The following is a 25,337-nucleotide window of genomic DNA, read 5'->3' as shown; positions in this document are numbered from 1 at the left end:
CTAATGTCCGCTTCGGGGATTTGAGTTGTGACGCCAAACAAAAGTTTTAGTCATAGCTTTAGTTGTGAATGGATGTGAATTTTAAGTGAAAAAAGAAGCTTTAGAATCTCTGAACTGCCGTTTTAACTAAAATGCTAATGTCAGGTAATGGCTAACTGTTGACCTAAAGAATGGTCGATAACTAACGTCAACTTTGCGCACCAAGTTGCCATAAAACCTATGCAGCTAAGTGCCCCCATATCGGGATAGGCTTAATCGTCACACGTGCCGTAAACCGGTTAGTTTTTGTTGTTCATCATACCTACAATGGCTAAACTAAACCGCTCCTTAGTATTTATATACCAGCCTAGCATCGTGAATGTGATTGGATGGGACTACTTATAGATATTTTCCATGAGCATCTCCGCAACCAACCAGTTATCATATACGATAACAAGAGCCTTTCAGTTATCATATATGACAACTAAAGTTTCGAGGAGTTATTATGAATAACAATGAAATTGAAAATATTAAAACACAATCAAAAAATATGCATAAAGAAGTCTGTGACACTACTTCTTTGATTTATATCAATCTCGAAGAAAGCACTTTAAAAGCTGTTATTAATAAATTTTTAGATAGTAAAACAAGTAAAACAGATTTAAATATTTTAATTAATCTAATGGATTTTTGGGACAAAGAAACAAGTTTTATTTATGTCGAATCCTTTGATTTATTTCGATTAAAAACAGGTGTTCTATTAACTAACGGGAACCTATCAAGAGCAATCAAAAGCTTAGAGGAAAAAGGGTTTATTATTAAAGTCGGGGCTCATAATAAATTAGAGTATTTATTTAAGATCCCACTTCAATTATTGAAAGAAAACCTTTGATGATTATGTGGAACGTCACAAATAATGAGCTGAAACTCTTTCTGCAAGAGATTGGTTGGAACTATAAATTAGTGTTCTGAATTACTTAGCCACTACATAGTTTCAAAAGGTAAAAATGTGCTGAATTTATATCAGTATAAAATAGTTCTTATATTGAGTGTTCAATCTTGATATTGATATAATTTCTATTTTCTACCATGATAGTTCAAATTGCTGACTTTTAGATTCGATGTCACTAAGACCAATATGAACTCCTAAAAGTCTAACCTTTTTACCGTCACCACGTTTCACTACTTCTGTTAGCAAATCTAAAAATATTCCTTCATCAAAGTTAGGATAAGTAAAGTCTTTAGTCGTTTGGTGGAAATCATTGAATTTAATTTTCACCCCTAATTTACTTATTTTTCGCTCATGTAAATACTTTTCAGACCGTCTTTTTAATTCAGGTATTAGTTTATCGGTTAAAATACTACAAAGAGTATCTAAATCATCAATATCTTCAGGAAATGTTCTCTCAACACCTACCGACTTTCTAACTCGTGTTGTTTCAACACCTCTCTTATCTATACCTTGACACCGTTGATAAAGCACCTGTCCAAATTTACCAAGATTATTATTAATAATAGACTGGTCAACGCCTTGAATATCTCGACCATACTCTAATCCTAATGACTTAAGTTTTTCAAAAGTAACCTTACCTACACCTGAAATCTTATTTAAAGGTAATTCGGCAATGAAGCTACAAATTTCAGAAGGCGTGATAACAAATTGACCATTTGGTTTATTATAATCTGAAGCAACTTTGGCAAGAAACTTCAGAGAAGAAATTCCAGCAGAAGCGGTTAGGCCAGTTTCTCTGTGGATTGTTTCTCTAATATCTTGGGCTATTAAAGTGGCTGAACCTTTAAATAATTTGCAATCAGTAACATCAAGATAAGCTTCATCTAATGAAAGAGGTTCAATAATACTGGTATAACGCGAAAATATTTCACAGATATGAATACTAACTTCTTTATATGCATCCATTCGAGATGGTACTAGCACCAAATTTGGACACTTTCTCATTGCCACACTCGTTGGCATTGCTGAACGAACACCAAATTCTCTTGCAATATAATTACAAGTAGAAAGTACACCTCGCCGTTTAGAGCTTCCCCCCACAGCAACAGGGAGATTTGCCAACTCAGGCCTATCTCTAATTTCAACAGATACAAAGAATGCGTCCATGTCTATATGGATCAACTTCTGCATATTATTTAAAATTTCTTTTAGGTAATCCCATTATATTTACTCTAATATCTAGGCTATTTTACATTAAAACTTTGTCAAGATTTTATAATTTGGGTACGATTTCTCTCTATTTTGCACTCTGTAATAATTGAATTATTGCATGACGCTAAATTTGTCAGGGTTGACAAGGTTGGATTTAGTTAAATACCAAAGAAAACAGCTTAACTACAGACTCTACCGCTCGGTCACTCACTGATGTCAAGAAATTAAATGTCAGATAACGTTTCAATGTGAATTATTTTTTTCTGATTACCCATATTGCACCCACCACCACTAACTGTATATAAAAACAGTATACTGGTTTTATATGGCTTAGCAAGTGAGTTTATTGAATTGGCTGCTGACTAATCTTGTTCCTCGTTAACCTATTAAACACCTAATTAAGGTTGGACGACCCTAATGTTGGCGCTAATACATCAAATAACGCATCAATATGATCATCACGATCATTTAGCGCAGCAATATAATGGTAGGTTTCACCACCTGCTTCTAAAAAGACTTCACTATTTTCGTGAATTAATTCTTCGAGTGTTTCAAGACAATCAGCACTAAATGCAGGACTCATAATAGCAACGTGTTTTATCCCTTGCTTAGGAAGGTTCTCAAGTGTTTCATCTGTGTAGGGTTTAAGCCACTCAGCCTTACCAAAGCGTGATTGAAAGGTCATGATAATTTCATCATCAGTAAAACCTAAATCACTTTCAAGTAATAGCCCTTTTAACAGTAAAGTTGTTTCCTGACAGAAGTCATAATAAGGATCACCCCACTTACGAAATTGCTCTGGCATGCCATGATATGACAACACCAAGCGCTCTGGCTTACCATAACTTGCAACATGTTCTTTGACTGTCTCAGCTAACGCTTGTATATAGAATGAATTATTATGGTACGTATTTAAAAAGTGTATCGATGGTATATAGCGCCATTTTTGTAATTCTTTACTAACAGCATCAAAAGTGGATGCTGTTGTTGGACCTGCATATTGAGGATATAAAGGTAACACAACAATTTTATCAACACCTTGTTGCTGAAATTTCTGTAATACACTCGTAATTGATGGGTTTCCATAACGCATGGCAAAATCAACAATAACATTGTCACCGTATTGCGATTTAATTTTCGTTGCCATTTTTTCTTTCTGCGCCGCCGTAATTGATATTAAAGGGGCGCCATCATCTTGCCAAACAGTTTGGTATAACTTGGCAGATTTTGCTGGTCTAATGCGTAAAATAATACCGTGTAAAATTAACAGCCAAATTAAGCGCGGAATTTCGACCACACGCGTGTCTGATAAAAACTCTCGTAAATAACGACGTACTGCACTTGTTGTAGGCTCATCAGGTGACCCCAAATTAGTTAATAAAACTGCCGTTGTTGAGCTTTTATTTACATCAGCGGTATTATCACTATTGTGTTGACGTGCACTAAAGCGAGATTTCATTTGGCTTTTTCTTCTTATTTTAAGTTATTGATTTTATATAATACTCACCGGACTAATTTATCGATCACTTAGCGAGAATTAAAAGTCTTGGAGGCAGGCATTGGATAAATATAATGGTTATTCAGGAATAATATGCTCCTGCATCCATTCAGCGCCCTATTCGAAATAGATAACGCCGCTATAAACTTGTTAAACTCATTACTGGAACTCTAAGTTGGGCAATAGATGAATCCATTTGCTATAAACCCATTACCAATGAAGATGCTAACTTCGAACATTTTAATGGTAACAGGTATTATTAGCACTAGTTACTCAACCAGTTTATTCACAACTAATTCAAGTGTTTCACTGCGATTAACATCGATGCCAAGCGCTTGAGCTTTATAGTCACCTGATTTAATGCCAACACCACCTTGCATTGAGACAATGGCATACACGTGCACTTTATCTACACTACCTATGTTATTTTCACTGCTCATCGCTTGGCTATTATTCAACACAATTACAGTAGGTAAATCACTCGCTTTCATCTTAACCGCAGCAAGTGGCATACGCTGACCATTAGTAGGAACCGCATATATAAATACTACGCGGTCTTCACCCTGTGCTAATTGCTTAGCAATATCATCAGATAAGCGAACACTTACTTTTAGTTGAGGTCCTGCAATAGCTTGTGCTGTATCTGCAGGAGTATCTACTGAACTACTTGCTGACTGACCTGCTGAGCTACTTGATGAAACACCGAGTCGATTATTAGCTTCTGCTACCGCTTCTTTAAGTGCTGTAATATTAACACCTTGATTATTTGCATCGATAACACGCTGCCAATGAATTACCGCTTGTTGGTAATTTTCACCAATAAAGTTATGCATCCCTAATAAAATATTGGTTGATGGATCATCTATATCCAGGGCTAATGCTTTATCAATATATTCTTGTACTTGAGCACTGATTTGCTGATTATTTTTATAATAAAGCGCTTGTGCAATAGCCCCTAAAATATCAGCGTGTTCCCCTTCAATTTTAATCACTCTAGTAAATGCAATAACCGCTTCATCGAAGCCGCCAACAGCTACATAAGTTTGCCCTAGGTTATACCAGGCTTCACTATCTTCAGGATTTGATTCAATATGTTGTTGAAGCTTTTCTATATGTGCCATGGCATCAACTTCACGCTGCTTTAGCATTTCTTCTTGTGATTTAGCTTCTTGTTGACCATGCCCTGCTGGTAATTCGGTAAGAATTTTGTAACTGCCTTGCTTGTTATAAAGCGCCACAGAGAAAATGATAATAAATACACTTAATCCTAGCGGCCACAAAGGAGAATACGGCTTAATTACAGTCGTGGTAACTTTTTCTTCTGTTGAAGTAGTTTCTATATCTTGCAATAAAGTATTATCAAGTTCAGCTAACAGGTATTGATAGTTCTCCTCATCAATCCCCCCTTCGCCGTAGTCTTTTTCTATCTCTTTTTTGTGTTCATGATATAGGCGTATATTGGTTTCATCACGCAAGCTACTATCGACACGAATATCTTGTGTTTTCTGTTTAAAGAAAGGTCGCCATACAATCAATAATAATAAAATTAAAAATATAAGGCCTATTACTAAAAATTCCATAATGCTATCTACTACTTCTTTTAATTTATCGAGTGGTAATACCAATCGGATTTATTTATTGTTCACTGAGTGAGAATTAATGAATCCGCTTGTTATACCTATTTATCGCTTGTTAAGTTTTTAAGCTTTTCTTTTTGCTCTGAAGATAAAGCCAAGGTTTTTTTATCTACCGGTTTCCTGCGAACAATGACAATAACCACAATAATACCTAACAAAATCAAGACTGCTGGGCCAAACCATAAAATGTAAGTCAACTCAGAAACTCTCGGTCGATATAAAACAAATTCACCATAACGGTCGACCATAAAGTTAACAATTTCACTATCAGCTTTACCTTGTTGCAATAACTCGTATAGCTCTCGACGCAAATCAGCTGCAATGGGTGAGTTAGAGTCAGCTAAGTTTTGGTTTTGACACTTAGGGCATCTTAGCTCTTTACTTAACGCTTGAAAGCGAATTTTAGTGACTTCATCATTAAACTCATAAGTATCTACCGGACTTGCTGTCGCTATATTAGTAGTGCACGCGAATGCCAATGTGAGTATAAATATGCTGAGTAAGCGCATGTTATTTCCCCTGCTTTTTTTCTTCAATTAGCTGAGCAATTAATGGCTCAAATTCACGTCGCCACACACGTGTATCAATAGCACCGGCAAACCGTTTACGAATAATACCGTGATGATCAATAACGAACGTTTCTGGCGCACCATAAACACCAAGATTTAGACCTAAAGTCCCTTCGTCATCAAAGATAGAAAACACATAAGGATCTTCATAATCTTGAAGCCATTTTTGCGCAGCAACTCGTTCATCTTTGTAGTTCAAGCCATACAATTTAACTTGAGGGTCTTTTGCTATATCAACTAAGTACGGGTGTTCATACTTACACGTAGGACACCACGTAGCCCAAACATTAATTAAAATAATATCACCGAGAAGATCTGCCTGCGTGACGACTTCCTCACTGTTATTAAGTGTTTTCAGTGAGAAAGTTGGCATAGTTTTACCAACAAGTGCCGACGGCATATCTTGTGGGTTAAGTGATAGTCCACGATATAACACAACACCTAAGGCAATAACTAATATCAATGGCAAAAAACGAATCAGTTTGCCCATTACGATATCTCCGATGCTTTTACAGTATTAACTGACTTAGCAGCCACTGCGTTTGTCAAAGAATCTGCAACAACAGGAGAACTGACAACAACTGGCTTTTTACGGCGATAGCGCTTATCAAGCATTGACAGAATACCACCGGCACTCATGAAAATTGCTCCTAACCAAATCCAACGAACAAATGGCTTATAATGCACACGAATTGCCCACGCGCCACCCGGTAACGGATCACCTAATGCGACGTATATATCACGGAACAAACCAGGATCAATTCCTGCTTCAGTCATACCCATAGTTTGTACACGGTAAGTGCGACGTTCTGGTTTAAGTGAAGCAACAAAGTCACTTTCCTCAGAACCATTAACTTTATAGATATTAATTTGCCCCTGCTCTGCACTATAGTTTGGCCCCTCGACATTTTTCATGCCTTTGAACTCAATTTCATAGCCTGAAATAGTCACTCTTTCATTAAGTGCCATTTTCACATTTGTTTCACTTTCATACATTGAAACAATTGTGACACCAACAATAGTGATAGCTATACCCGCATGAGCCGTTGCCATGCCTATATGACTTGTCGTTAATTTTCCTACTGTTTGAAATTGGTTTTTAACTTCTTTAACAACCACTAAGAAAACCCAAGTCGCTAACGTAATACCCATGGCAACTAAGGCATTGAACTCGCCACCATAAACCACTGGAAACAATAAGCCAAAAGCAATACTAAATACCGATGAACTTAACAGTCTTTTACGTAACTCGCCTTGTTTAGCTTTTTTCCAACGAATTAAGGGACCTATTCCCATGATGATAAATAAAATACTCATGATAGGAACAAAAACGGCATTAAAATACGGAGGACCAACGGATATCTTCCCGTAACCTAATGCATCAACTAATAATGTATATAAAGTACCTAAAAGCACGGTTACCGCCGCTACAACCAAAATAACATTACACAGTAACAGTGCGGTTTCACGTGAGTAAAATGCGAAGCGAGAAAAACTTGCCACAGTACTTGCTCTAAATGCGTATAGCGTTAAAGAACCACCGATAGCAATAGCTAAAATAACAAGAATAAAGATACCGCGAGAAGGATCAGCTGCAAAGGAATGTACCGAGGTTATCACTCCTGAACGTACCAAGAATGTCCCTAATAAACTTAAACCAAAAGCAAATATTGCGAGTAAAATAGTCCAATTTCTAAAGGTGCCACGTTTTTCCGTTACAGCGAGAGAATGGATCAGAGCAGTACCAACAAGCCAAGGCATAAATGATGCATTTTCAACAGGATCCCAGAACCACCAACCGCCCCAACCAAGTTCATAATATGCCCACCAACTGCCTAACGCGATGCCCATAGTTAAGAACATCCACGCGCCTACAGTCCAAGGTCGAGACCAACGAGCCCATGCAGCATCCATTTTCCCTGCCATTAAAGCGGCAACAGCAAACGCAAACGCAACAGCAAAACCCACATAACCAAGATATAACAATGGCGGATGAATAATTAAGCCAATATCTTGCAGTAATGGGTTTAAATCACGACCTTCCATTGGCACATTCGGCCATAAACGGTCAAATGGATTAGAGGTTAATAAAGTAAACGCGATAAATCCGATAGCAATCATGCCCATAACAGCTAAAACACGGGAGATAAATTCTTCTTCAATGTCTTTTGAGAAACGCGCGACAGCGGCAGTCCATGCAGTTAACGAGAACACCCACAACAATAGTGAGCCTTCATGACCACCCCAAACCGCGCTTATTTTAAAATAATAGGGTAAATGCGTATTTGAGTGGCTGGCGATATACTTAATAGAAAAATCATCGACGACAAAACTGTAGGCAAGAATGACAAGACTGATACCGGTGAAGAAAAACATACCGTAAGCAAGTGGTCTAGCATAGGTCATGAGTTTCTTTAAAGAACTCTGCTCCGGGCTATGAACTCCGATTAACGGAATTAAAGTTAAGCAAATAGCAAATGCTAAAGCAATTATAAGGGCTAAGTGACCGAGTTCAGGTATAAGCTCAGGCATTTGTGTTGCTACCATATCGGGTATCATTGGGTTCTCCGCTCTACTTCAAAAAACAATTAACCATGAGTAATTAGTAAACAATACCAATTAGGTTAAAAATTATCGCGTCATACTAACATTTTATAGGTTCAAATATTAATGTAAATTAACGACTCAAGTTGTTTCATAATGTTACAAGTTTCTTGGGCTATGTTAATGTTGGCTATGGTATTATATCACCCAAAGTGATTATACGATCCATATCAAGAATTACTCGACAAACATACGCTAGAATTCAGCCTCCTAGCTTAGTGTTATAGACTTTAACAAAACGTTGATAAAGAATAGTGAATACATTGTCCAAAAAAAACTCAACTCCCTTGATCAGTGCGGTAAACCTCACCTGTATTCGAGAAGAACGCTTATTATTTGATGAATTATCACTGCAAATAAATGCGGGTGACATAGTGCAAGTTGAGGGTCCTAATGGCTCTGGAAAAACCAGTTTATTACGTATTTTATCAGGTCTTTCTCAACCCTATGATGGTCAAATATTATACAGAGAGCAATTAATAAGTCACTGTCGAGAAGAGTTTCATCAAAATTTACTTTATTTCGGCCATTTATCTGGCGTAAAGGGTGAAATGACCGCAGAAGAAAATCTTGATTTTAATTTAGCACTCCATGGTAATAAAACCCAAGAGAGCTTGGCCTATTTAGCCAAAGTAAATCTTTCTGGCTTTGAAGAGTGTTTGGCATCACATTTAAGCGCTGGTCAGCATAGACGTATCGCATTAGCGCGTTTATATCAAAGTAATGTGCCTATTTGGATTTTGGATGAGCCCTTTACTGCCATAGATAAACAAGGCGTTGCTAGTTTAGAGCGACTATTTTCTTTGCATGCTGAGCGTGGTGGCTGTGTTATTTTAACCACTCACCAAGATTTAATTAGCATTAAGCCTGAACAAATCAAAAAAATCACTCTAGATTACAGCTATGATAGTGCTGTTGATTAATATGCATTCATTTTAGAGCGTTTAGAGAAAATAACCTAATGACCTTAAAAGCCCAGTCGAGTCAAAAGACTGAAAACTTAGCAAGTATTATCGATGAGACTTTCATAGATAATGCCTTGATAGAGAATACTGTGATAGTGAATACAGCTATAGAAAGTACCGCGCAGTCATCACAACCGCTCTCTTATCGCCATGCCTTTATGTTGGTATTAAAACGCGATCTTACCATTGCCATGCGCCATAAAGATGACATCATTAATCCCTTACTATTTTTTGTTATTGTGGTTACACTTTTCCCCTTAGGTATTGGCCCTGAAGCACAAACATTAAGCCGTATTGCCCCTGGAATTATTTGGGTAGCAGCACTATTGGCCACCCTTTTATCATTAGACCGATTATTTAAATCGGATCACCTTGATGGTTCACTTGAGCAAATGTTACTTAGCCCTCACCCTATCTTTGTATTAGTGCTGGCTAAAATATTCGCTCATTGGTTAATTACTGGCTTACCACTTCTGTTAATAGCGCCACTGTTAGCCGTGCTCCTGCATTTAGACGAACACAGTTATACCGCATTGTTGCTTACTTTATTGTTGGGTACGCCTGTACTTAGCCTACTTGGCGCGGTTGGTGTTGCACTTACCGTAGGTATCAAAAAAGGTGGTGTATTACTAAGTTTACTTGTTTTACCCCTATACATTCCGGTATTAATTTTTGCCACCAGCGCGATAGATACTGCCGCGCTTGGTTTACCTTACAGCGGTCAACTTGCTATAATCGCCGCATTATTCTTTGGATCTTTAACGCTCGCCCCCTTTGCTGTTGGGGCCGCCCTAAAAGTGAGTACCAACTGATGTGGAAATGGTTACACCCTTATGCAAACCCAGAAGTGTCTTATCACTTTACTAATAAGTTATTACCTTGGTTAAGCGCCCTTGCGGCAATCTTTCTTAGTATTGGCTTAGTATGGGCATTATTGTTCGCCCCTGCTGATTATCAGCAAGGACATAGCTTTCGTATCTTCTACATTCATGTACCAGCAGCGTCTTTATCCATGGGCATTTATTTTGCTATGGCAGTAGCGGCTTTTAGCAGCTTAGTATGGCAATTAAAACTTGCCGATGCGTCTGCAGCCGCTATGGCTCCCGTTGGCGCAAGCTTTACTGCCATTGCACTAATTACTGGTGCTGCTTGGGGTAAACCGATGTGGGGAACTTGGTGGATTTGGGATGCTCGTTTAACGTCAGAGCTCATTTTACTGTTTTTGTATCTAGGCGTAATAGCCTTACATAACGCTTTTGAAGATAAAAACTTAGCAGGTAAAGCTGCTGGAATTTTAACGCTTGTTGGCGTGATAAATATTCCAATCATTAAATACTCAGTTGACTGGTGGAATACCCTTCATCAGGGGTCTACGGTGAGTAAATTAGGTAAGCCGTCAATGTCTCTTGATATGTTATGGCCATTCATCTTTTGTTTTATCGGATTTTCATTATTAGTCGGTGTGATTATTTGTCTACGTTTTCGTAATGAAATTTTAGCGCGCAATAGCATTCGTCCCTGGGTGCGCGAACTAGTGAAAAATAACTAAAGTGACTAATTACAGAAAATAGTCACTATAAATAATACATAAAATTAGCAAGGTAGTTGGAGAGCACTCAATGCAATTTAATAGTTTTAGCGATTTCATCAATATGGGCGGTTATGGCTTTTATGTCTGGCTGTCTTTTGGTGCTGCCGCTTTGATACTTACCCTTTTATTGATCAGCTCTAAAGCAGGTCATCAGAAGATCATCACACAAATAGCTAAACGTAAGCAGCGAGAAGATAAGCTTCGTCAAGCTAAAGCGCTACGTAAGCAACAAAATAAAGAATTAAAAGAGGTAATTGAATAATGAACCCACGCCGTAAAAAACGTCTTGCTATAGTTGGCTCTATCCTTATTGGTATAGGCATCGTATCTGGACTTGTTTTATATGCCCTAAGTCAGAATATTGATTTATTTTTTACTCCGTCAGAGATCACCCAAGGTAAAAAAGAGACAGGATTAAAACCGAGTCTCGGCCAACGCATTCGTATCGGTGGTTTAGTAGTGCCTGGCTCAGTAAAGCGCGATCCTGAAAACCTTAAAGTATCATTTAGATTGAGTGATATGGCCATGCCTATCGTTTTCAAAGATAGTGATCCTATGGTTACTGTGTATTACGAAGGAATATTGCCTGATTTATTTCGCGAAGGACAAGGCATTGTAGCGAATGGTACGTTGACAGAACATCCACCAACAGGCTTAAGTATTGAAGCCAGCGAAGTTCTTGCTAAACATGATGAAAACTATATACCAGCCGAGTTAGCTGAAGCTGCTGGTAAAAAACATGACAAAGCAACGTACAGTGAAAAACAATTACAAAGCCAAAAAAATTAGTGGCTTAGTCGTTTAAAGACAGACACAAAAAAGGTGACATTATGTCACCTTTTTTTATTCATACTGTACAAGTGATATCAATATTTATTGATGCCAGTACTCATTCACAAGCTTATCACCAACGCTATTGATGACATCTATATCACCTTCGCAGACAGCCACTATGGTTTTTCCCCGCTTAAACTCCTGAGGAATGATCATGTCTCCATAAGCATTTATATTAAAACTTTGAGTTTTTCGATACATAGCTAACTCATTATCACAACAATAGATAACCGTAACTTTCCTTTTAGCTTCACACATAATAAAATCCTTTTTAATGTATATTCGAGCTCTCTGCTTAAACTGATAATCACTTTTATTGTCAACACTTTTAAAATGGTCAGACCTTAACCAGTAAAATCATACTAATATGGTTAAACCAGTAGGTCAATACTTGGCACAACTAGAGGTCGATGTTTTAAATATTCACGCACCATATATTTTTACTCACTTTGAGTACCTTTAATCCATTGAATTTTAGTGATAAAAAAACCCCAGTACCATTTATATTGAATCAAAGGGTATTGAGGTTTTCTTGCCAGTGTTTAAATCGTAGTTTAAATCACCTTATTTCCAAGACTTCATTTTACAACCTTTGACTGCGTAAAATAGAATAAATAAATAACAAGGCAACATAACAATATAGCCACTTTGAAGGTCTACAGCTTTTCCACTGGTGCCGCTTACTAAACTCCAGAATAATGGACCAAAGGCACCACCAGAAATACCCATAACTAACAGAGCAGAGCCAACACTGGTTAGTTTACCCATGCCAGAAAGGGCTAATGGGAATACAGCTGGCCAAACAATAGCGTTAGCCAGCACTAAGAAAGCAATCAATATCAAGGTATCAGGTAACTGAGCACCACCAAGAATAAACGACAGCGAGTTAGCTATTGAAAAAGAGTTATTATCGCCAAAGATAACACCAAAGGTAAGTGCCAAGCCTAAAACGGCTGAGACCATCAAGGCTCTTTGTTGTGAAATAAAACGCGGGATAAGTACGATACCTAGAATATAGCCGAGCACCATACAACCCATAGTATAAGAAGTCATAACACTGTAATTTTCAACACCTAGCGCAAGGGCGAATGCACCAATGGTATCCCCAGCGATAACTTCTACGGCAACATACAAAAATAATGCAACAACACCTAATGCTAAATTAGGGTGAGAAAGTGCTTCTTTTAAGTGACCTTTATTTTCACCCTCTTCTTCTTCACTCGCTAGCTCAGGTAAAGGTGATTTTTTCACTGCAAAGCCTAAAATACCAATAAACAAAGCCATGCCTAAATAAGGTAAAATTAATTTATCAGCCATTGCATCAATTTGAACTTGGCTTAGCTCTGTACCAACAGTATCGCTAAAACCACTTAAAATTAATGCGGTAAAAACGATAGGAGCAACGACGCCTGCTCCTTTATTTAAAATGCCCATAATAGAAATACGTGCTGCTGCTGATTCTTCAGGGCCAATACGAACTACGTATGGATTGACAGCCGTTTGTAGTAAGGTTTGTCCTGTACCCATAACCAACTGAGCTAATAGAAATAATGGAAATATTTGTGTTTTAGCTGCCGGAATAAAAAGTAAACCAGCAAGCATCATGGTACCCATACCTAATGCCATGCCATTTTTATAACCTACTTTACGAATAATAGCCGCAGAAGGTAAAGCAGTAAAAGTAACCGCTATATAAAAAGAAAATAATATTAACGATGCTTGAAATGGTGTTAATTGTAGTATTTGTTGCAAGTAAGGCATTAAAGAGCCGTTTAACCAGGTAGCAAAACCTAGGATAAAAAATAGCCCTGCAACGATAATCATCGGTACAGCATTACTTTGCTTTTTCTCTTCTGTTAAAGACATTTCCATAACTTCCTCATTAACTTGCATTATAATTATTGCTTAAATAGAAATAGCTTCTGATGACTATTCATAATTAAGTTTTTTCAAAAGACTACGCCCTAGTAACCTAAATTTTTTCACCTGCAATCCAGGTTTCTTGTACTGATAAATCATCATTCAATACCACCATATCAGCTTGGTTTCCTGGTATGAGTTCACCACGCATAACTGTTTGGTTTTGGTATAAGTATTGTGCAGGGTATAAACTGGCCATACGAATTGCTTCGCCTAACTCAATGCCTAACCCTTGATGAGTATTCTGCACGGCACTGGCCATATCTAAAGAAGATCCGGCTAGTTCACCTGTGGTTGAAGTAAGTTTCCCGTTATCGACATAAACAGTACGATCGTATAAAGCGAATTGGGTTTGATCTGTGCCAACAGGCGGCATTGCATCTGTTACTAAGAATATTTTACCTTGAGGTTTAGCTTGAATTGCTAATTTACAACTGGCGTAATCAACATGAAAACCATCCACAATTAAACCGCAACTAGTATCATTATTTAAAAGTGCTGCGCCAACAACACCAGGCTCACGGCCTTGTAATGGTGACATAGCATTAAATAAATGAGTGAAACCACTTGCTCCAGCATCAATAGCCTGTTGAGTAGTTTTAAAATCAGCATTAGTATGACCTAGGCAAACTTTAATCCCTAACTCAACCATACGGGTTACGTCTTTAGCGCTAACATTTTCCGGTGCAAGCGTTACAATTATTTGGCCAATGTCTGGGCGAGAGAGAATCTGCCATTCATCATCAGAAATAGGTCGAATATAATCAGCACAATGGGTGCCTTTTTTCTCAATTGATAAGTGCGGCCCTTCAAAATGGATACCGACGATGCCAGGGACTTCTTCAGATATTGCTTGAGCAATAGCTTCTGCAGCTTGCTGCATTACTTCAATTTTATCGGTAATTAAAGTCGGCATCATCGCTGTGGTACCAAACCTAGCATGAGCAAGCATGATTGTTTTTAAGTTATCAACCGACGGTGAATCATTGAATAATACACCGCCACCGCCGTTTACTTGCAAGTCGATATAACCTGGAACAACAAGACCTGTAGCAGTAACATCAATATTAGTAATATCTTGGTCAATGGCAGTAATTTTACCATCGACTATGGTCAATACTTGATCATCGAGAAAAGCTTGTCCGTCAAAGAATCGTTGAGCATGAAAGCGTTTTTGTGTCATGAGTTGTCCTAGATTATCAAGTTGAATGGCTAGCGATATTATACCAATAGGACTAATTTATTAATCCATTTGGTATAATACAATCATTACTCAGATTGCTGTTTAGCCTGTTGCTGCCTCGCAAAAAATACAGAGCCCACTTCAGGTGCATTTAAGGGCGCTTCTAACATACTTTTAATTTCATCTGCTAACCAAAACTTCAACCTTGGTGTTAACCCCCCAAGCATAGACATGCGTGGGGGATTTTTTACCGCTAAAGTACGGGCAATATTATTAATATACGCCGCACCTTCAGTAACAATAGCTAAAGCAACATTATCGCCAGCTTCTGCAGCATCAAACACTAAGTTCGCTTGCTGTGCATAGAATGTTGCTTTTTGACTAGCAACAGCTTCTACCAGATCGGTATCGTCTCTACAGTTAAGTTTCTGCAACAGTACATTTGACATCGACGTAGGCTGAACTAAACCGTCAAGCGATAATAACACCTGCTTAACGCCTTGCAGTCCAAACCAAGCGCCACTACCTTTATCACCATGGGGGAAACCATGAGCGCCAACAATCGTATGCTGTTCATCAACGCAAGAGAAACCGCATGAACCTGTGCCACTAATAATAACAGCGCCATCTTTGCCATCATGAGCCGCTAGACAAGCAATTAATAAATCGGTAGCTAAATGCATCTGTTTAAAAGGATGCTGCCAAGAAGCCATCTTCGCAAACAACACCGGGATATTAACGCCTGCTAAGCCAACACCAGCCACTAGTTCATTGAGTTCAATATTATCTAGGCCAGCATCTTCAAGTGCTAACTTTGCAGACTCAGTAATTGAATTAGTCGCTTGTTCAAAGCCATGTAACGGATTGCCTGGACCTGAAATGCCTGTACCAAGTATTTCATTATCTTTATTCATGATAATGGCTTTACACTTACTACCACCACCATCAATACCTAAAAATAATTTATTGCTTTTGTTACTACTTGTCAGCATACCGGCCCCATATTAACTGCTCGAACTATTCGTTTTTTTCATCTTAGCTATAAATGACAGCGTTGTCATTTGTTTTTTTAAATAAAATTACAACTTTTTTAAAAAATGTTACCTAATGTAAATTAATTTACTCGGGTAATACGGCTTGTTCTTAAGCCATTAGTACTTCGACTCCTAAGACTTACTTCACCTGAAACAGCAATAGGATTTTGATAAGTAAGCCAGTTTCCATTCTTCACCTGATATTCTATGGTGAGACCTGGAAAGGCAATGTTGGCGTGCAACTTACCCGCTTGGATAATCGCACCTACGGTAGGTAAGCGGTAATCGATTTGTGCTAGCTCAAGTTTCGTAAACTCCTTTTGCCCTAAAGTATTCGCAAATAACGCCCATTGACTATCACGTTTTACTTTTGACTCTGCGGTGAAGGTATTACTCTGTTGAGAATATTTTGCCCCCTGATAATTATAAGGCACTGCCCAATCAGCAAGATGCCATGCACGCTCAGCAAGGGCTAATAAACGTGGAAAGACTTTATGCTCAACCATGTCATCAGTTCGAACATTCTCACTCCATAATTGCCCCTGAATACCTAGAAATTTTTTCCCCGGTGCTAAGGCTGCTTTTGTGTCATCGGCAACATAGGCGTTGTCTTCTCTGTCTAACCAAAATTCAGCATGAACGGGTAAGTTATCAGGCATAAATTGGAATACTTTTTCTGTATTGGTATGACGTGATGCCCAGTAATAACCATGTTCTTTAGGGTCCGCTTCATGTGGAAAATCGAAATATAATACATCGGGGCTAGAAATAACGACTTGCCAATTTCTGTTTGCCAATCGGTGAACCTTTTCGTGTCCTGCCCATGCTAACGTATCCCAAGCATTGGCTTGAACTATAGCAGGCATATTATCGACACGAGTGTGCTCCATACCATCGCTCCAACCTGCTGTTTCAATATCAAGATCAGATAATATTCCGGCCACACGTTCAATGAAATAAGCGCCAAGCTCACCCATTTTTGTAACACCTTGGTCATTATTAGCGACAAACTCTTTACAAGCTGGTGATTCTAACCAAGCACCTGCTGTTTCATCAGCGCCTATATGATAACGAGTCAGCGGTTGCCCTGCATCAGCATGGATTTTCTTCACCTGAGTCATCACTTCGATAACAAAGTCATAAGAAGACTCTAAGCACGCATTAATGGTGTTATCACTGTAAAATTGAACTGATGAATACTGAGTTTTATCTTCAAAATCTTCGAGTAAGAACTGTTTAGCTTTTGCTTCATCTTCTAAGGCCATGTATTTTTTGTAACGGGCCGTCATCGCTTTAATTGATGCACGAGAGTGACCTGGCATATCAAGTGAAGGGATCACCTGAATATGACGTGCGGTTGCCGCTTGTAAAATTTCATGATAATCACTTACGCTGTAATAGCCGCTTACTGATGAGTTTTCATCAACACCTGCCCCTAACTGAGAGATCAAACAGTTTTCTTCTGTCACATCAAAACAACGTTTTGCGCCAATAGCAGTTAATTCCGGTAAGCTTGGGATCTCTAAGCGCCAACCTTCATCATCACCTAGGTGTAAATGCAGCTTGTTTAATTTGTATGCCGCCATTTGGTCGAGCAGCTTTAGAATAAACTCTTTCGAATGAAAATTCCGAGCAACATCCACTAACATGCCACGAAAGGCAAAGTGTGGTTCATCATCAACCACTATCATAGGTATACGCGATTCACCAACTGTCACTAAACTTGCTAGTGATTGCAAGCCATTGAATACACCATTACCATCGACACCAACGATGGTAATTTCTTTGTCGGTTACCGTTAAACTATAACTGCCGATAACTTTATCGTTATTACTCACAATACTTAAATACAGTGGTAAACCTACAGAGTTCTGTTTAAGTCCTAATGTTTCTAAACGCGATATCGCTGCATCCACATCATTGTGTTTTACATTACCAAGAGAAATGGCGACACCTTGACTTATATTAGCAAAGCCATCATTTGCATCGAGAATAACCGATTTAGGTGTAGGGATAATTGCTTGAATAACGGCTAACTCATCTTCAACAAGCACTGAGTTTCGTTGGTAGAGTTTTTCACTGGTTAGCCATTGAGTTTTGTCTGTGGCCGAGCGCTTAAATTGTGTTTTTTCATCGGTAAAAGGTTCAACATAGGGTAGAATTTCTAACCCCGTTTCTTTATCAATATAAGGTACTGTACTTTCAATAACACGAGCATCTAAACCAGGCGCACTCACAATATAGTTAGGTAAAGCATCAGTCTCACTCAGTGACCAAAACATAGCACGGAACGTTATTTTTTTTGTTTCTGCTGCAGAAAATCCGGAAAAGTTGTCCTGTAAACCAATAACATGCAAGTCACCGTTTAGGTGTTTTACGGTAAAATCTTCACTTTCAAAAGACTGAATAGGTGAGATTTGGCTGAAATGAATAGTCCAATCTTTAGCGGCAATCGCTTTTTTCGCAGTAAAACTTAACTCCACTTCAAAACAAGCGCCATCAGCAATTTTACTGTCACATTTATCGGTAGGAATATTAGTAACCACTCGATAATTAACATCTAAATTCTGAGCTATTTTATCTATGTCATGCAGCGTAACTGAATAGATTGCCTGTAGGTTAATTTTCTCCCCAGTATCAACGGCTGGCTCAGGGAATTTCTTACAACCGAGTAAAGATAAACTAGCGACGATTGTAAACGCCCACTTTATTTTATTCATCTTGCTAATGTGCATAGTAAAGGACCTTTTACAGTTTCAAATGATAAAACTGTGTTGCTTTAGATGTTATTGATGGCATAACTATCCATAATTTTGACAGCGCTGTCAAATCTAAGTATATTGATTTCAAAGGCTCTGATATTATCAATAGACATTTTGTACCAAGATGAATTAACTCAGCAAATAAAAAGCATTAAAATGAAACACTTAACATTAAACCCTCAATTAACAATAAAAGAAATTTCAATTCCTAACACGAATTTAAATGCTTTTATCATTGATGATTTCCTCGTAAATGCTGATAGTGTGATGCACTTTGCAAAAAATATCGCCTACTTTAATCCTATGTATTCAGATAATTCATATTATCCTGGTGTTCGCGACAATATGCCTGAACCCTATGTACGGCTACTACAAGATTTTTTTCAAGAGAATATTATTCCAAAACTAGTAGGCCGCGAACAATGCAATACTATTGTTCATAAAAGCCTAATATCCTTAGTAACTTGCTCACCCTCTCAGTTGCTGACAGAACAAAAAATGCCTCATGTAGATAGTTGTAAAGATAATGCCTTTGCTTTTGTGCATTATCTTTCAGGAGAAGAGTTAGGAGGAACCAGCATCTATCGTTATATTCCAAAAGATATAATAGAGTTTCATGAAAAGGATGAAGTTATTCTTGATGATATGCTTAATGAAGTTACATCGAAACCAGTAGAGCATCACGGCTACATAACAAATTCAACAAGCTTATTTGAACAAGTATTAAAAGTGGAGGCTAAATTTAATCGCCTTGTAATCTACCAAGGTAATCTTTTGCATGGCGCTAATTTAACCTCTAAAGAAAGTTATAGTGGCGATACAACTCATGGTCGGTTCTCTATCACCTCATTTGCGAGTATTTCAGATGAGTAGTTAACAAAACAAGAAGTACTTACCCTACACAAATACCTAAATAAAATACTAATATCGGAGTATTCATCTAATGACAAATATTGTCCCCTTACATCACCAACAACATGCGACACTTAAAGTTCAAGATAATAAAGATTTTTCCCGCTTTAAAGAACAGCACTTGATTCCTATTGTCGTGCAAGATTTTATTCCTTTAGCTTCTGAATTTCCTATTGTTTTTGTAAAAAACACCGAAACCGGACAATTTACCGCTGTAGCGATGATGGGGATAAAACCAAATATCAATGTTTATTGTCAAACGCCAAACTGGCCCGCGGAGGTAATTCCGAGTAGTTTCTTTAATTACCCTCTTTCACTTGTTAGACAAAAAGAAGACGATGACAATTGTTTTGTTTGCATTGATAGTGACAGCGCAATGGTAAGTAAAGATCAGGGACAGGCATTATTTGATGAAAAAGGTGAGCAAACTGATTACCTAAAAGCAAGAACTGAACACTTACTCAATCTCGCAGAAAGACATGAGCAAACCAATAATATCATGCAATATTTTGCTAATAAAAAATTATTAACCTTAAAATCGCTTAATCTTAATTTGGGTGGTGAGGAAAAGTTAGCCCTTAATGGACTTTATGTTATTGATGAAAAGAGACTAGAAGCTTTACCTGATGATGAATTTAATGAATTACGTAAAAAAGGGTTACTACCTCTTATCTACGCACATTTATCTTCGATGCACCAAATAGCAAGACTAGCTAAAATGCATATCAATCTAAGTAAAAACAAATAAAAGCTCATTAGATAAACGGCTGTATAGCATATATTATATTCGTTCCACTTGAAGATGCTGGATGCAACTGGAACGGGTATATACAGCCTTATCTATTTAGAATTGCTGCAAGCCAAATTTATTTATCTTTTCTAACAATGCCCTGTGCTCAGGTAAGTTGTCCATTAAGTTATCTGTAATTTCTTTCAGCGCTAAAATTCGCTCCTCAGAGCCCGTTACCTCAATATTATTTAATAGTGTTTTGTATTTCATTCCATATAAGACAAAAAGAAAGTTCTCCAAATAAAACACTTCAAATTGGCTAAAGAAGTCATCACTGATAGGAATGAACTTTTCCCACATAGCTAATTTATTCTTTAACTCTTCAGACATTGTATTAGGGTCTCTATTTTCTAGCCAAAACGATGAATCCTGCCTATCAGATAAACAGTAATGCAGCTTGATAAAATCAACCACTCTCTTCCATGCATGCCCCATCGCGTGATTAAAGCGCTTTTCTAGAATCAATAGTTCATCTTTTTCACTAGGAAAACGTTCTGCAAGAAAGTTTGCGGCAAAATCAGTGAGCAAAATAGATGTCGCTTCTAAAGGCTCTAAAAATCCTTGAGCTAAACCTAATGCGACACAGTTTTTGTGCCAAAATTTTTCGCGATAACCAATTTTCATCGGTAATTTTTTGTATTTCAATTCAGGGTTATTCCCCCCTAAATAATAATCTAACTTAACTTGGGCTTCCTCATCACTCATATGATTGTTTGAGTAGACAAAACCCACACCACGCCTATTAGGCAAGGCTATATCCCAAATCCAGCCGGCTTGGTGTGCAGTTGCAATAGTATAAGGTGGTATAGCAGAGTCTTTATCGGTTGGAACTTGTACTACCAGAGCTGTATTAACTAACAACTGATCTGATACATCAATAAAGGGGACTTTCATGGCCTTAGAAATAAGCAAAGATTCAAAGCCAGAACAATCAATATAAAAATCGAAAGCTAAATCGTCACCTTCTTTAGTGACTAATGAACGAATTGAGTCATCATCAGCAAGGTTAACATCACGAATATGAGTTAATAGGTGCTTAACACCGTATTTAACTTTAGCGTTATCGGCAAGTAAGCCAGCAAATTTTGCTGCATTTAGGTGGTACGCATAAGCAAGGTCCCCTTGGTATTCAGGAGTAGTAATCTTTTTCGGGGCTTTTCCTTGTTCGCACGCTTTAAATTGAGAAGATACTCGCTCAGCAAAAGGTACACCATCATTTTGTGTTAACCAATGCGCGGTTAAATTTTCGCTATCCTCACGGCTAGGTACATCAAACAAGTGGTGAAAGAAATTATCTTTGCCATGTTTATCTTGATCAAGCCAATTCACAAATTTAATTGACTGCTTGAAAGTGACATCGCACTCACGGATAAAGTCTGTTTCACTAATACCAAAGCTCGCCAAGGTTTTCTTTATATCTGGTACTGTGCCTTCGCCGACGCCTATTGGTGCAATATCAGGAGATTCTATTAAAGTGATGGATAGTTCAGAATTTTTACACAACGCTTTACCAAGGTGATTTGCTGCTAACCAGCCAGCTGTTCCTCCGCCTACAATAGCAATTTTTTTAATCGTCATAAGACCTCAGTAATTTTTTAAATATAGCTGAATATATGTATGAGTAATAATATGTAAAAAGCCCAGCATTAGCTGGGCTTTATTAATAAAACATAAGTTTTATTATTTGAATCTAAGTGTTTTAGAAACGAACAGCAACACCTAATTTAAAGGTAGCTTCACCTTCAAAAGACCAAGCAGGGAAACTCTCTTCAAGATCTTGTTGAGGAGCCTCACCACCAGCTTTATAAGCACCAGTTTGTAAGCTGTCTTCTTCTAAGATATTAGCAACTTCAAAGGTAACGTCTAAATAATCAGTAGCAGACCAAGATGTACTAAAATCCAATGTACCATACGCTTCGTGTGTACGATTCCAGTACCAGCCTGGAGCTTCGCGCATGATGTACTCTGAACGCCAGTTATAAGCTAAACGAGCTGAGATATTATCATTTTCATAGAAACCTACAGCATTAACTGTGTGATCTGATGAATCAGAGAAAACATCGTTAGCATCAGAATAGTTTTCTGCAGGTGATTCCGCATCAGCATACGTATAGTTTACGCTATAGCCAAAGCCATTATCAAAAGCATCTTGAACTTGTAGTTCAACACCTTTGATATAACCACCACTTACATTAGCTGTTTGACCAACAGCCCAACAATCCGCTTCACCGCCATCACAAGGGCTTAGCGAAGGGTCTGCTTCATAAATAGGAATATCTATGCCAATTTGTTGATTTACTGAGTCACTTGAAGAAATTGATGAGCTTACATCTTTCACAAAGTAAGCAACACTCATCATACCATCATCACTAAAGTACCATTCAACACCAACATCGAATTGGAAAGCTTTGTATGGGTTAAGTGCTACATTACCAGTAGTCGCAACTTGAGTACCTGGTTGTATACTATCCAAGTTAGATATAGATGTAGTAGAGAACATATCACCGTAGTTAGGACGAGAGATTACTTGTGCTGCAGATGTTCGTAAAATAACATCTTCAGATAAGTCCATTGCTACGTTTAAGCTAGGTAAAATTTCACTATAGCTTGCTTTATCAGTAGATAAACTATCAGCGTAATTACCGTTAGCGTCAAGCGCATAATAATCTGATGATGCATCTGTTGATACATAACGTAAACCGATGTTACCTCGAATACCGTCAGTATCAAAATCAGCCATTACATATAAGGCAATATTTTCTTCCTCAACAGTGCCGTAAGAATCTTTTTTACTTTCGTAATGATCTGTAGCCGCTAAAGAATCAGAAAGAATTAAATCACGGTTTGCTTCAGGTAAAGTAAAGCCAGCACCAGATGTTGATCTACCTGGGTAATACTCACCAGAAGGTCTTAATGTTGGAGCAAAACCGTCTGTTGTTATACCTTTAAGACCTTCTTTCTTAACTGAGTGATCTGCGTAACGGAAACCTGTTTTAATGCTAGAAATAACGCCAATTTCAACTGGAATTTCAAGGTCTAAATTTACATAAGTTTCTTCATCTGAATTAGGCTTATCTTCTAGAGCCCAAGTTTGAATGCCTACATTGTCAGGTAAAACAGTAAGAGGAATGTTCTTATTTTCAACATCAAACTTAGCTTGGTCACCTGTCATATCCCAAATACCGTGTGTATCTGAAGAATCACGAGCATATTCACCAACAAGTGCTGTTCTAGCACCACCGTCTGATTGAGTATTACCAACACGACCAGAGAAAGTGAATGAATCTGCTTCATAAGTCCAGTCAAAATCGATGGTATTAGAATCCATTGAAGCTTCACGAGCCCAAGTTTGGAAGTAACCAGAATTAAAGCCATCAGGACCGTAACCAACATTTGCATCAGTAACTGTTCTCATTACACATTTACCATTAGCAGGATTAGTCTGTGTACATGAATCATCACCTGGGAACATAATAAGTTGGCTGTTAGCATTATTTGCGCTTAAGTCTAAAGACATTATGCTTAAACCAAATTCTAATGCTTCAGTTGGACGAAATTGCATATCAAGATTCAATGCAGTACGTTCACGTTCCTGTTGGAATGTAGTTGGAGCCATACCACCACTCCAGTTTCGTGATGTTTCTACACCGTTACGTTGGTAATCAGTGTTAGAAACAGCACCAGAAACTAAGATACCGAAAGATTCAGAATCATTTTTAAAGCTGTATAAACCTGAAATTTCAGGGCTAACTTCTTCATTAACCGTTCCGTAAGTTCCTTTAACACTTGCAAAAACAGTATTAGCTTCTAAATCTAAAGGTCTACGCGTTTTAACAATAACGGTACCACCGATACCACCTTCAACTAAATCAGCTTGTGAAGATTTGTAAACTTCTAAACCACCAACCATTTCAGAAGGAAGCATTGAGTAGTTGAAGCTACGGTCAATTGCTTGTTGATCATACCAACCAGTAGAGGCTACTGAGTGACCATTTAATAAAGTACGTGTTAATTGTGAAGAAGCGCCACGAATTGATACTTGTGAACCTTGACCAAACTGACGAGAAACACTAACACCTGGGATACGTGCTAAAGACTCACCAACATCGCCATCAGGGAATTTACCAATATCTTCTGATGATACTACGTCAACAGTAGCATTAGAAAAACGCTTCCCGTTTAATGAAGCTTTTAATGAACCACGAATACCGGTTACCTGAATTACTTCAACTTCTTCTTTATTTATTTCAGAAGCTGCTTCATCAGCTGCGATAGCTTGTGATGATACACCAGCTAAGATCATAGCAATTGAACTTGCTAACACGCCTTTTTTAAATGTTTTAGTTGACATCGACTTTCCCTTACACACGTTTTGTTTTTAGAATGTTTTTATATTTACTTATAATAATTAATTCGGTTTTACGACAGCGCTGTCAATATTTAATGACAACGCTGTCATAAGACGTAATAAACCATACCGTTTATTTTTACGTTTGACCAGAATAAATTAACTCAAAACTGTATAACAGTTACATAAAATAACAAAGACTATGAATACAAAGGATTTTTTTATTTGTTATTTTTGTAATTAAATCGTAACTATCCAAATAACTATCACTTTCTGTATAAAAAAAACACGTAAAATATTGAGCTGTGAATTTTTATTTCATTTTTAGGAATAAAAATTCACTAAGTTCGAACGACAAGTCTGGTAATTATTTTACTGGCTTATTTGATCTACGGACAAAAAAAAGCTAATACCATATTAGAGATGGTATTAGCTTTAATGGCTGTATTCTTTCTAGCTAAAATTTTTCATTCGAATGTTATTTTAAAAAAATAATTTAGTGATCTATACCCATGATACCTCAAGAGGCGAGTTTCAGGATGACTGT

Annotated in this window: 21 protein-coding genes; 8 read left to right on the top strand and 13 right to left on the bottom strand. The window is 37.7% G+C overall.

Annotation, left to right across the window (positions count from 1 at the left end; translation table 11 throughout):
- The first annotated feature begins 484 nt into the window (after positions 1-484).
- Complete coding sequence (locus tag ESZ36_RS14985; RefSeq protein WP_146789344.1) at positions 485-871, top strand: hypothetical protein; 387 nt, start codon at positions 485-487, stop codon at positions 869-871.
- 192 nt (positions 872-1,063) lie between these two features.
- Here the strand turns inward: ESZ36_RS14985 and dinB are convergent, their stop codons facing one another.
- The 6 genes from dinB to ESZ36_RS14955 all read right to left on the bottom strand — a co-directional run bounded on the left by dinB (position 1,064) and on the right by ESZ36_RS14955 (position 8,379).
- Complete coding sequence (gene dinB / locus ESZ36_RS14980) at positions 1,064-2,122, bottom strand: DNA polymerase IV (protein WP_146789342.1); 1,059 nt, start codon at positions 2,120-2,122, stop codon at positions 1,064-1,066.
- A gap of 415 nt (positions 2,123-2,537) precedes the next feature.
- On the bottom strand, positions 2,538-3,602 hold the full coding sequence (gene hemH / locus ESZ36_RS14975) for a ferrochelatase (RefSeq protein ID WP_146789340.1): 1,065 nt from the start codon (positions 3,600-3,602) through the stop codon (positions 2,538-2,540).
- 308 nt (positions 3,603-3,910) lie between these two features.
- A complete protein-coding gene (ccmI, locus tag ESZ36_RS14970) occupies positions 3,911-5,221 on the bottom strand; it encodes a c-type cytochrome biogenesis protein CcmI (RefSeq protein ID WP_146789338.1) in 1,311 nt (436 codons plus the stop codon).
- A 98-nt stretch (positions 5,222-5,319) separates the two neighbouring features.
- Positions 5,320-5,787 (bottom strand): cytochrome c-type biogenesis protein, encoded by a 468-nt coding sequence (locus ESZ36_RS14965; RefSeq protein WP_146789336.1) that lies wholly within the window; start codon positions 5,785-5,787, stop codon positions 5,320-5,322.
- 1 nt (position 5,788) lies between these two features.
- Entirely contained in the window at positions 5,789-6,337 is a 549-nt protein-coding gene (locus ESZ36_RS14960) for a DsbE family thiol:disulfide interchange protein (RefSeq protein ID WP_146789334.1), read from the bottom strand.
- Positions 6,337-8,379, bottom strand: a complete 2,043-nt coding sequence (locus ESZ36_RS14955; protein ID WP_146789444.1) for a heme lyase CcmF/NrfE family subunit — start codon at positions 8,377-8,379, stop codon at positions 6,337-6,339. Before ESZ36_RS14955 ends, ESZ36_RS14960 begins: the two co-directional genes overlap by 1 nt.
- A gap of 335 nt (positions 8,380-8,714) precedes the next feature.
- On the opposite strand from ESZ36_RS14955, the gene ccmA reads away from it, so the two are divergent.
- The 5 genes from ccmA (at position 8,715) to ccmE (ending at position 11,796) form a co-directional block, all read left to right on the top strand.
- Entirely contained in the window at positions 8,715-9,374 is a 660-nt protein-coding gene (ccmA, locus tag ESZ36_RS14950; protein WP_146789332.1) for a cytochrome c biogenesis heme-transporting ATPase CcmA, read from the top strand.
- A 200-nt stretch (positions 9,375-9,574) separates the two neighbouring features.
- Positions 9,575-10,228, top strand: coding sequence for a heme exporter protein CcmB (gene ccmB, locus ESZ36_RS14945; protein WP_041737340.1), 654 nt, complete (start codon positions 9,575-9,577; stop codon positions 10,226-10,228).
- Positions 10,228-10,965: a heme ABC transporter permease gene (locus ESZ36_RS14940; RefSeq protein WP_146789327.1), complete on the top strand. Its 738-nt coding sequence runs from the start codon at positions 10,228-10,230 to the stop codon at positions 10,963-10,965. Before ccmB ends, ESZ36_RS14940 begins: the two co-directional genes overlap by 1 nt.
- A gap of 70 nt (positions 10,966-11,035) precedes the next feature.
- Positions 11,036-11,269 (top strand): heme exporter protein CcmD, encoded by a 234-nt coding sequence (ccmD, locus tag ESZ36_RS14935; protein WP_146789325.1) that lies wholly within the window; start codon positions 11,036-11,038, stop codon positions 11,267-11,269.
- On the top strand, positions 11,269-11,796 hold the full coding sequence (gene ccmE / locus ESZ36_RS14930; protein WP_146789323.1) for a cytochrome c maturation protein CcmE: 528 nt from the start codon (positions 11,269-11,271) through the stop codon (positions 11,794-11,796). Before ccmD ends, ccmE begins: the two co-directional genes overlap by 1 nt.
- Positions 11,797-11,880: 84 nt before the next feature.
- Here the strand turns inward: ccmE and ESZ36_RS14925 are convergent, their stop codons facing one another.
- From ESZ36_RS14925 to ESZ36_RS14905, 5 genes are all read right to left on the bottom strand, one after another.
- Positions 11,881-12,099 (bottom strand): TIGR02922 family protein, encoded by a 219-nt coding sequence (locus ESZ36_RS14925; RefSeq protein ID WP_146789322.1) that lies wholly within the window; start codon positions 12,097-12,099, stop codon positions 11,881-11,883.
- 306 nt (positions 12,100-12,405) lie between these two features.
- On the bottom strand, positions 12,406-13,713 hold the full coding sequence (gene nagP / locus ESZ36_RS14920) for an N-acetylglucosamine MFS transporter NagP (RefSeq protein ID WP_425457400.1): 1,308 nt from the start codon (positions 13,711-13,713) through the stop codon (positions 12,406-12,408).
- 100 nt (positions 13,714-13,813) lie between these two features.
- Positions 13,814-14,944: an N-acetylglucosamine-6-phosphate deacetylase gene (nagA, locus tag ESZ36_RS14915; protein WP_146789318.1), complete on the bottom strand. Its 1,131-nt coding sequence runs from the start codon at positions 14,942-14,944 to the stop codon at positions 13,814-13,816.
- 86 nt (positions 14,945-15,030) lie between these two features.
- Positions 15,031-15,936, bottom strand: a complete 906-nt coding sequence (gene nagK / locus ESZ36_RS14910; RefSeq protein ID WP_146789316.1) for an N-acetylglucosamine kinase — start codon at positions 15,934-15,936, stop codon at positions 15,031-15,033.
- A 122-nt stretch (positions 15,937-16,058) separates the two neighbouring features.
- Positions 16,059-18,698 carry a family 20 glycosylhydrolase gene (locus tag ESZ36_RS14905; RefSeq protein ID WP_146789442.1) on the bottom strand — a complete coding sequence of 880 codons (2,640 nt, stop codon included), beginning with the start codon at positions 18,696-18,698 and terminating at the stop codon, positions 16,059-16,061.
- A gap of 198 nt (positions 18,699-18,896) precedes the next feature.
- Between ESZ36_RS14905 and ESZ36_RS14900 the strand changes: the two genes are divergently transcribed.
- Complete coding sequence (locus ESZ36_RS14900; protein ID WP_146789314.1) at positions 18,897-19,613, top strand: DUF6445 family protein; 717 nt, start codon at positions 18,897-18,899, stop codon at positions 19,611-19,613.
- 70 nt (positions 19,614-19,683) lie between these two features.
- Positions 19,684-20,400 (top strand): SapC family protein, encoded by a 717-nt coding sequence (locus tag ESZ36_RS14895; protein ID WP_146789311.1) that lies wholly within the window; start codon positions 19,684-19,686, stop codon positions 20,398-20,400.
- A gap of 96 nt (positions 20,401-20,496) precedes the next feature.
- Here the strand turns inward: ESZ36_RS14895 and ESZ36_RS14890 are convergent, their stop codons facing one another.
- Both ESZ36_RS14890 and ESZ36_RS14885 read right to left on the bottom strand, forming a co-directional pair.
- Positions 20,497-22,020, bottom strand: coding sequence for a tryptophan halogenase family protein (locus ESZ36_RS14890; protein WP_146789309.1), 1,524 nt, complete (start codon positions 22,018-22,020; stop codon positions 20,497-20,499).
- A 121-nt stretch (positions 22,021-22,141) separates the two neighbouring features.
- Positions 22,142-24,793 carry a TonB-dependent receptor gene (locus ESZ36_RS14885; protein WP_146789307.1) on the bottom strand — a complete coding sequence of 884 codons (2,652 nt, stop codon included), beginning with the start codon at positions 24,791-24,793 and terminating at the stop codon, positions 22,142-22,144.
- Positions 24,794-25,337: the final 544 nt, after the last annotated feature.

Origin of the sequence: Colwellia demingiae (assembly GCF_007954275.1) — a bacterium.
Lineage (GTDB): Bacteria > Pseudomonadota > Gammaproteobacteria > Enterobacterales > Alteromonadaceae > Colwellia > Colwellia demingiae.
Note: the sequence above shows the minus strand (reverse complement) of the source record. Positions and strands in the feature narration are given on the sequence as shown.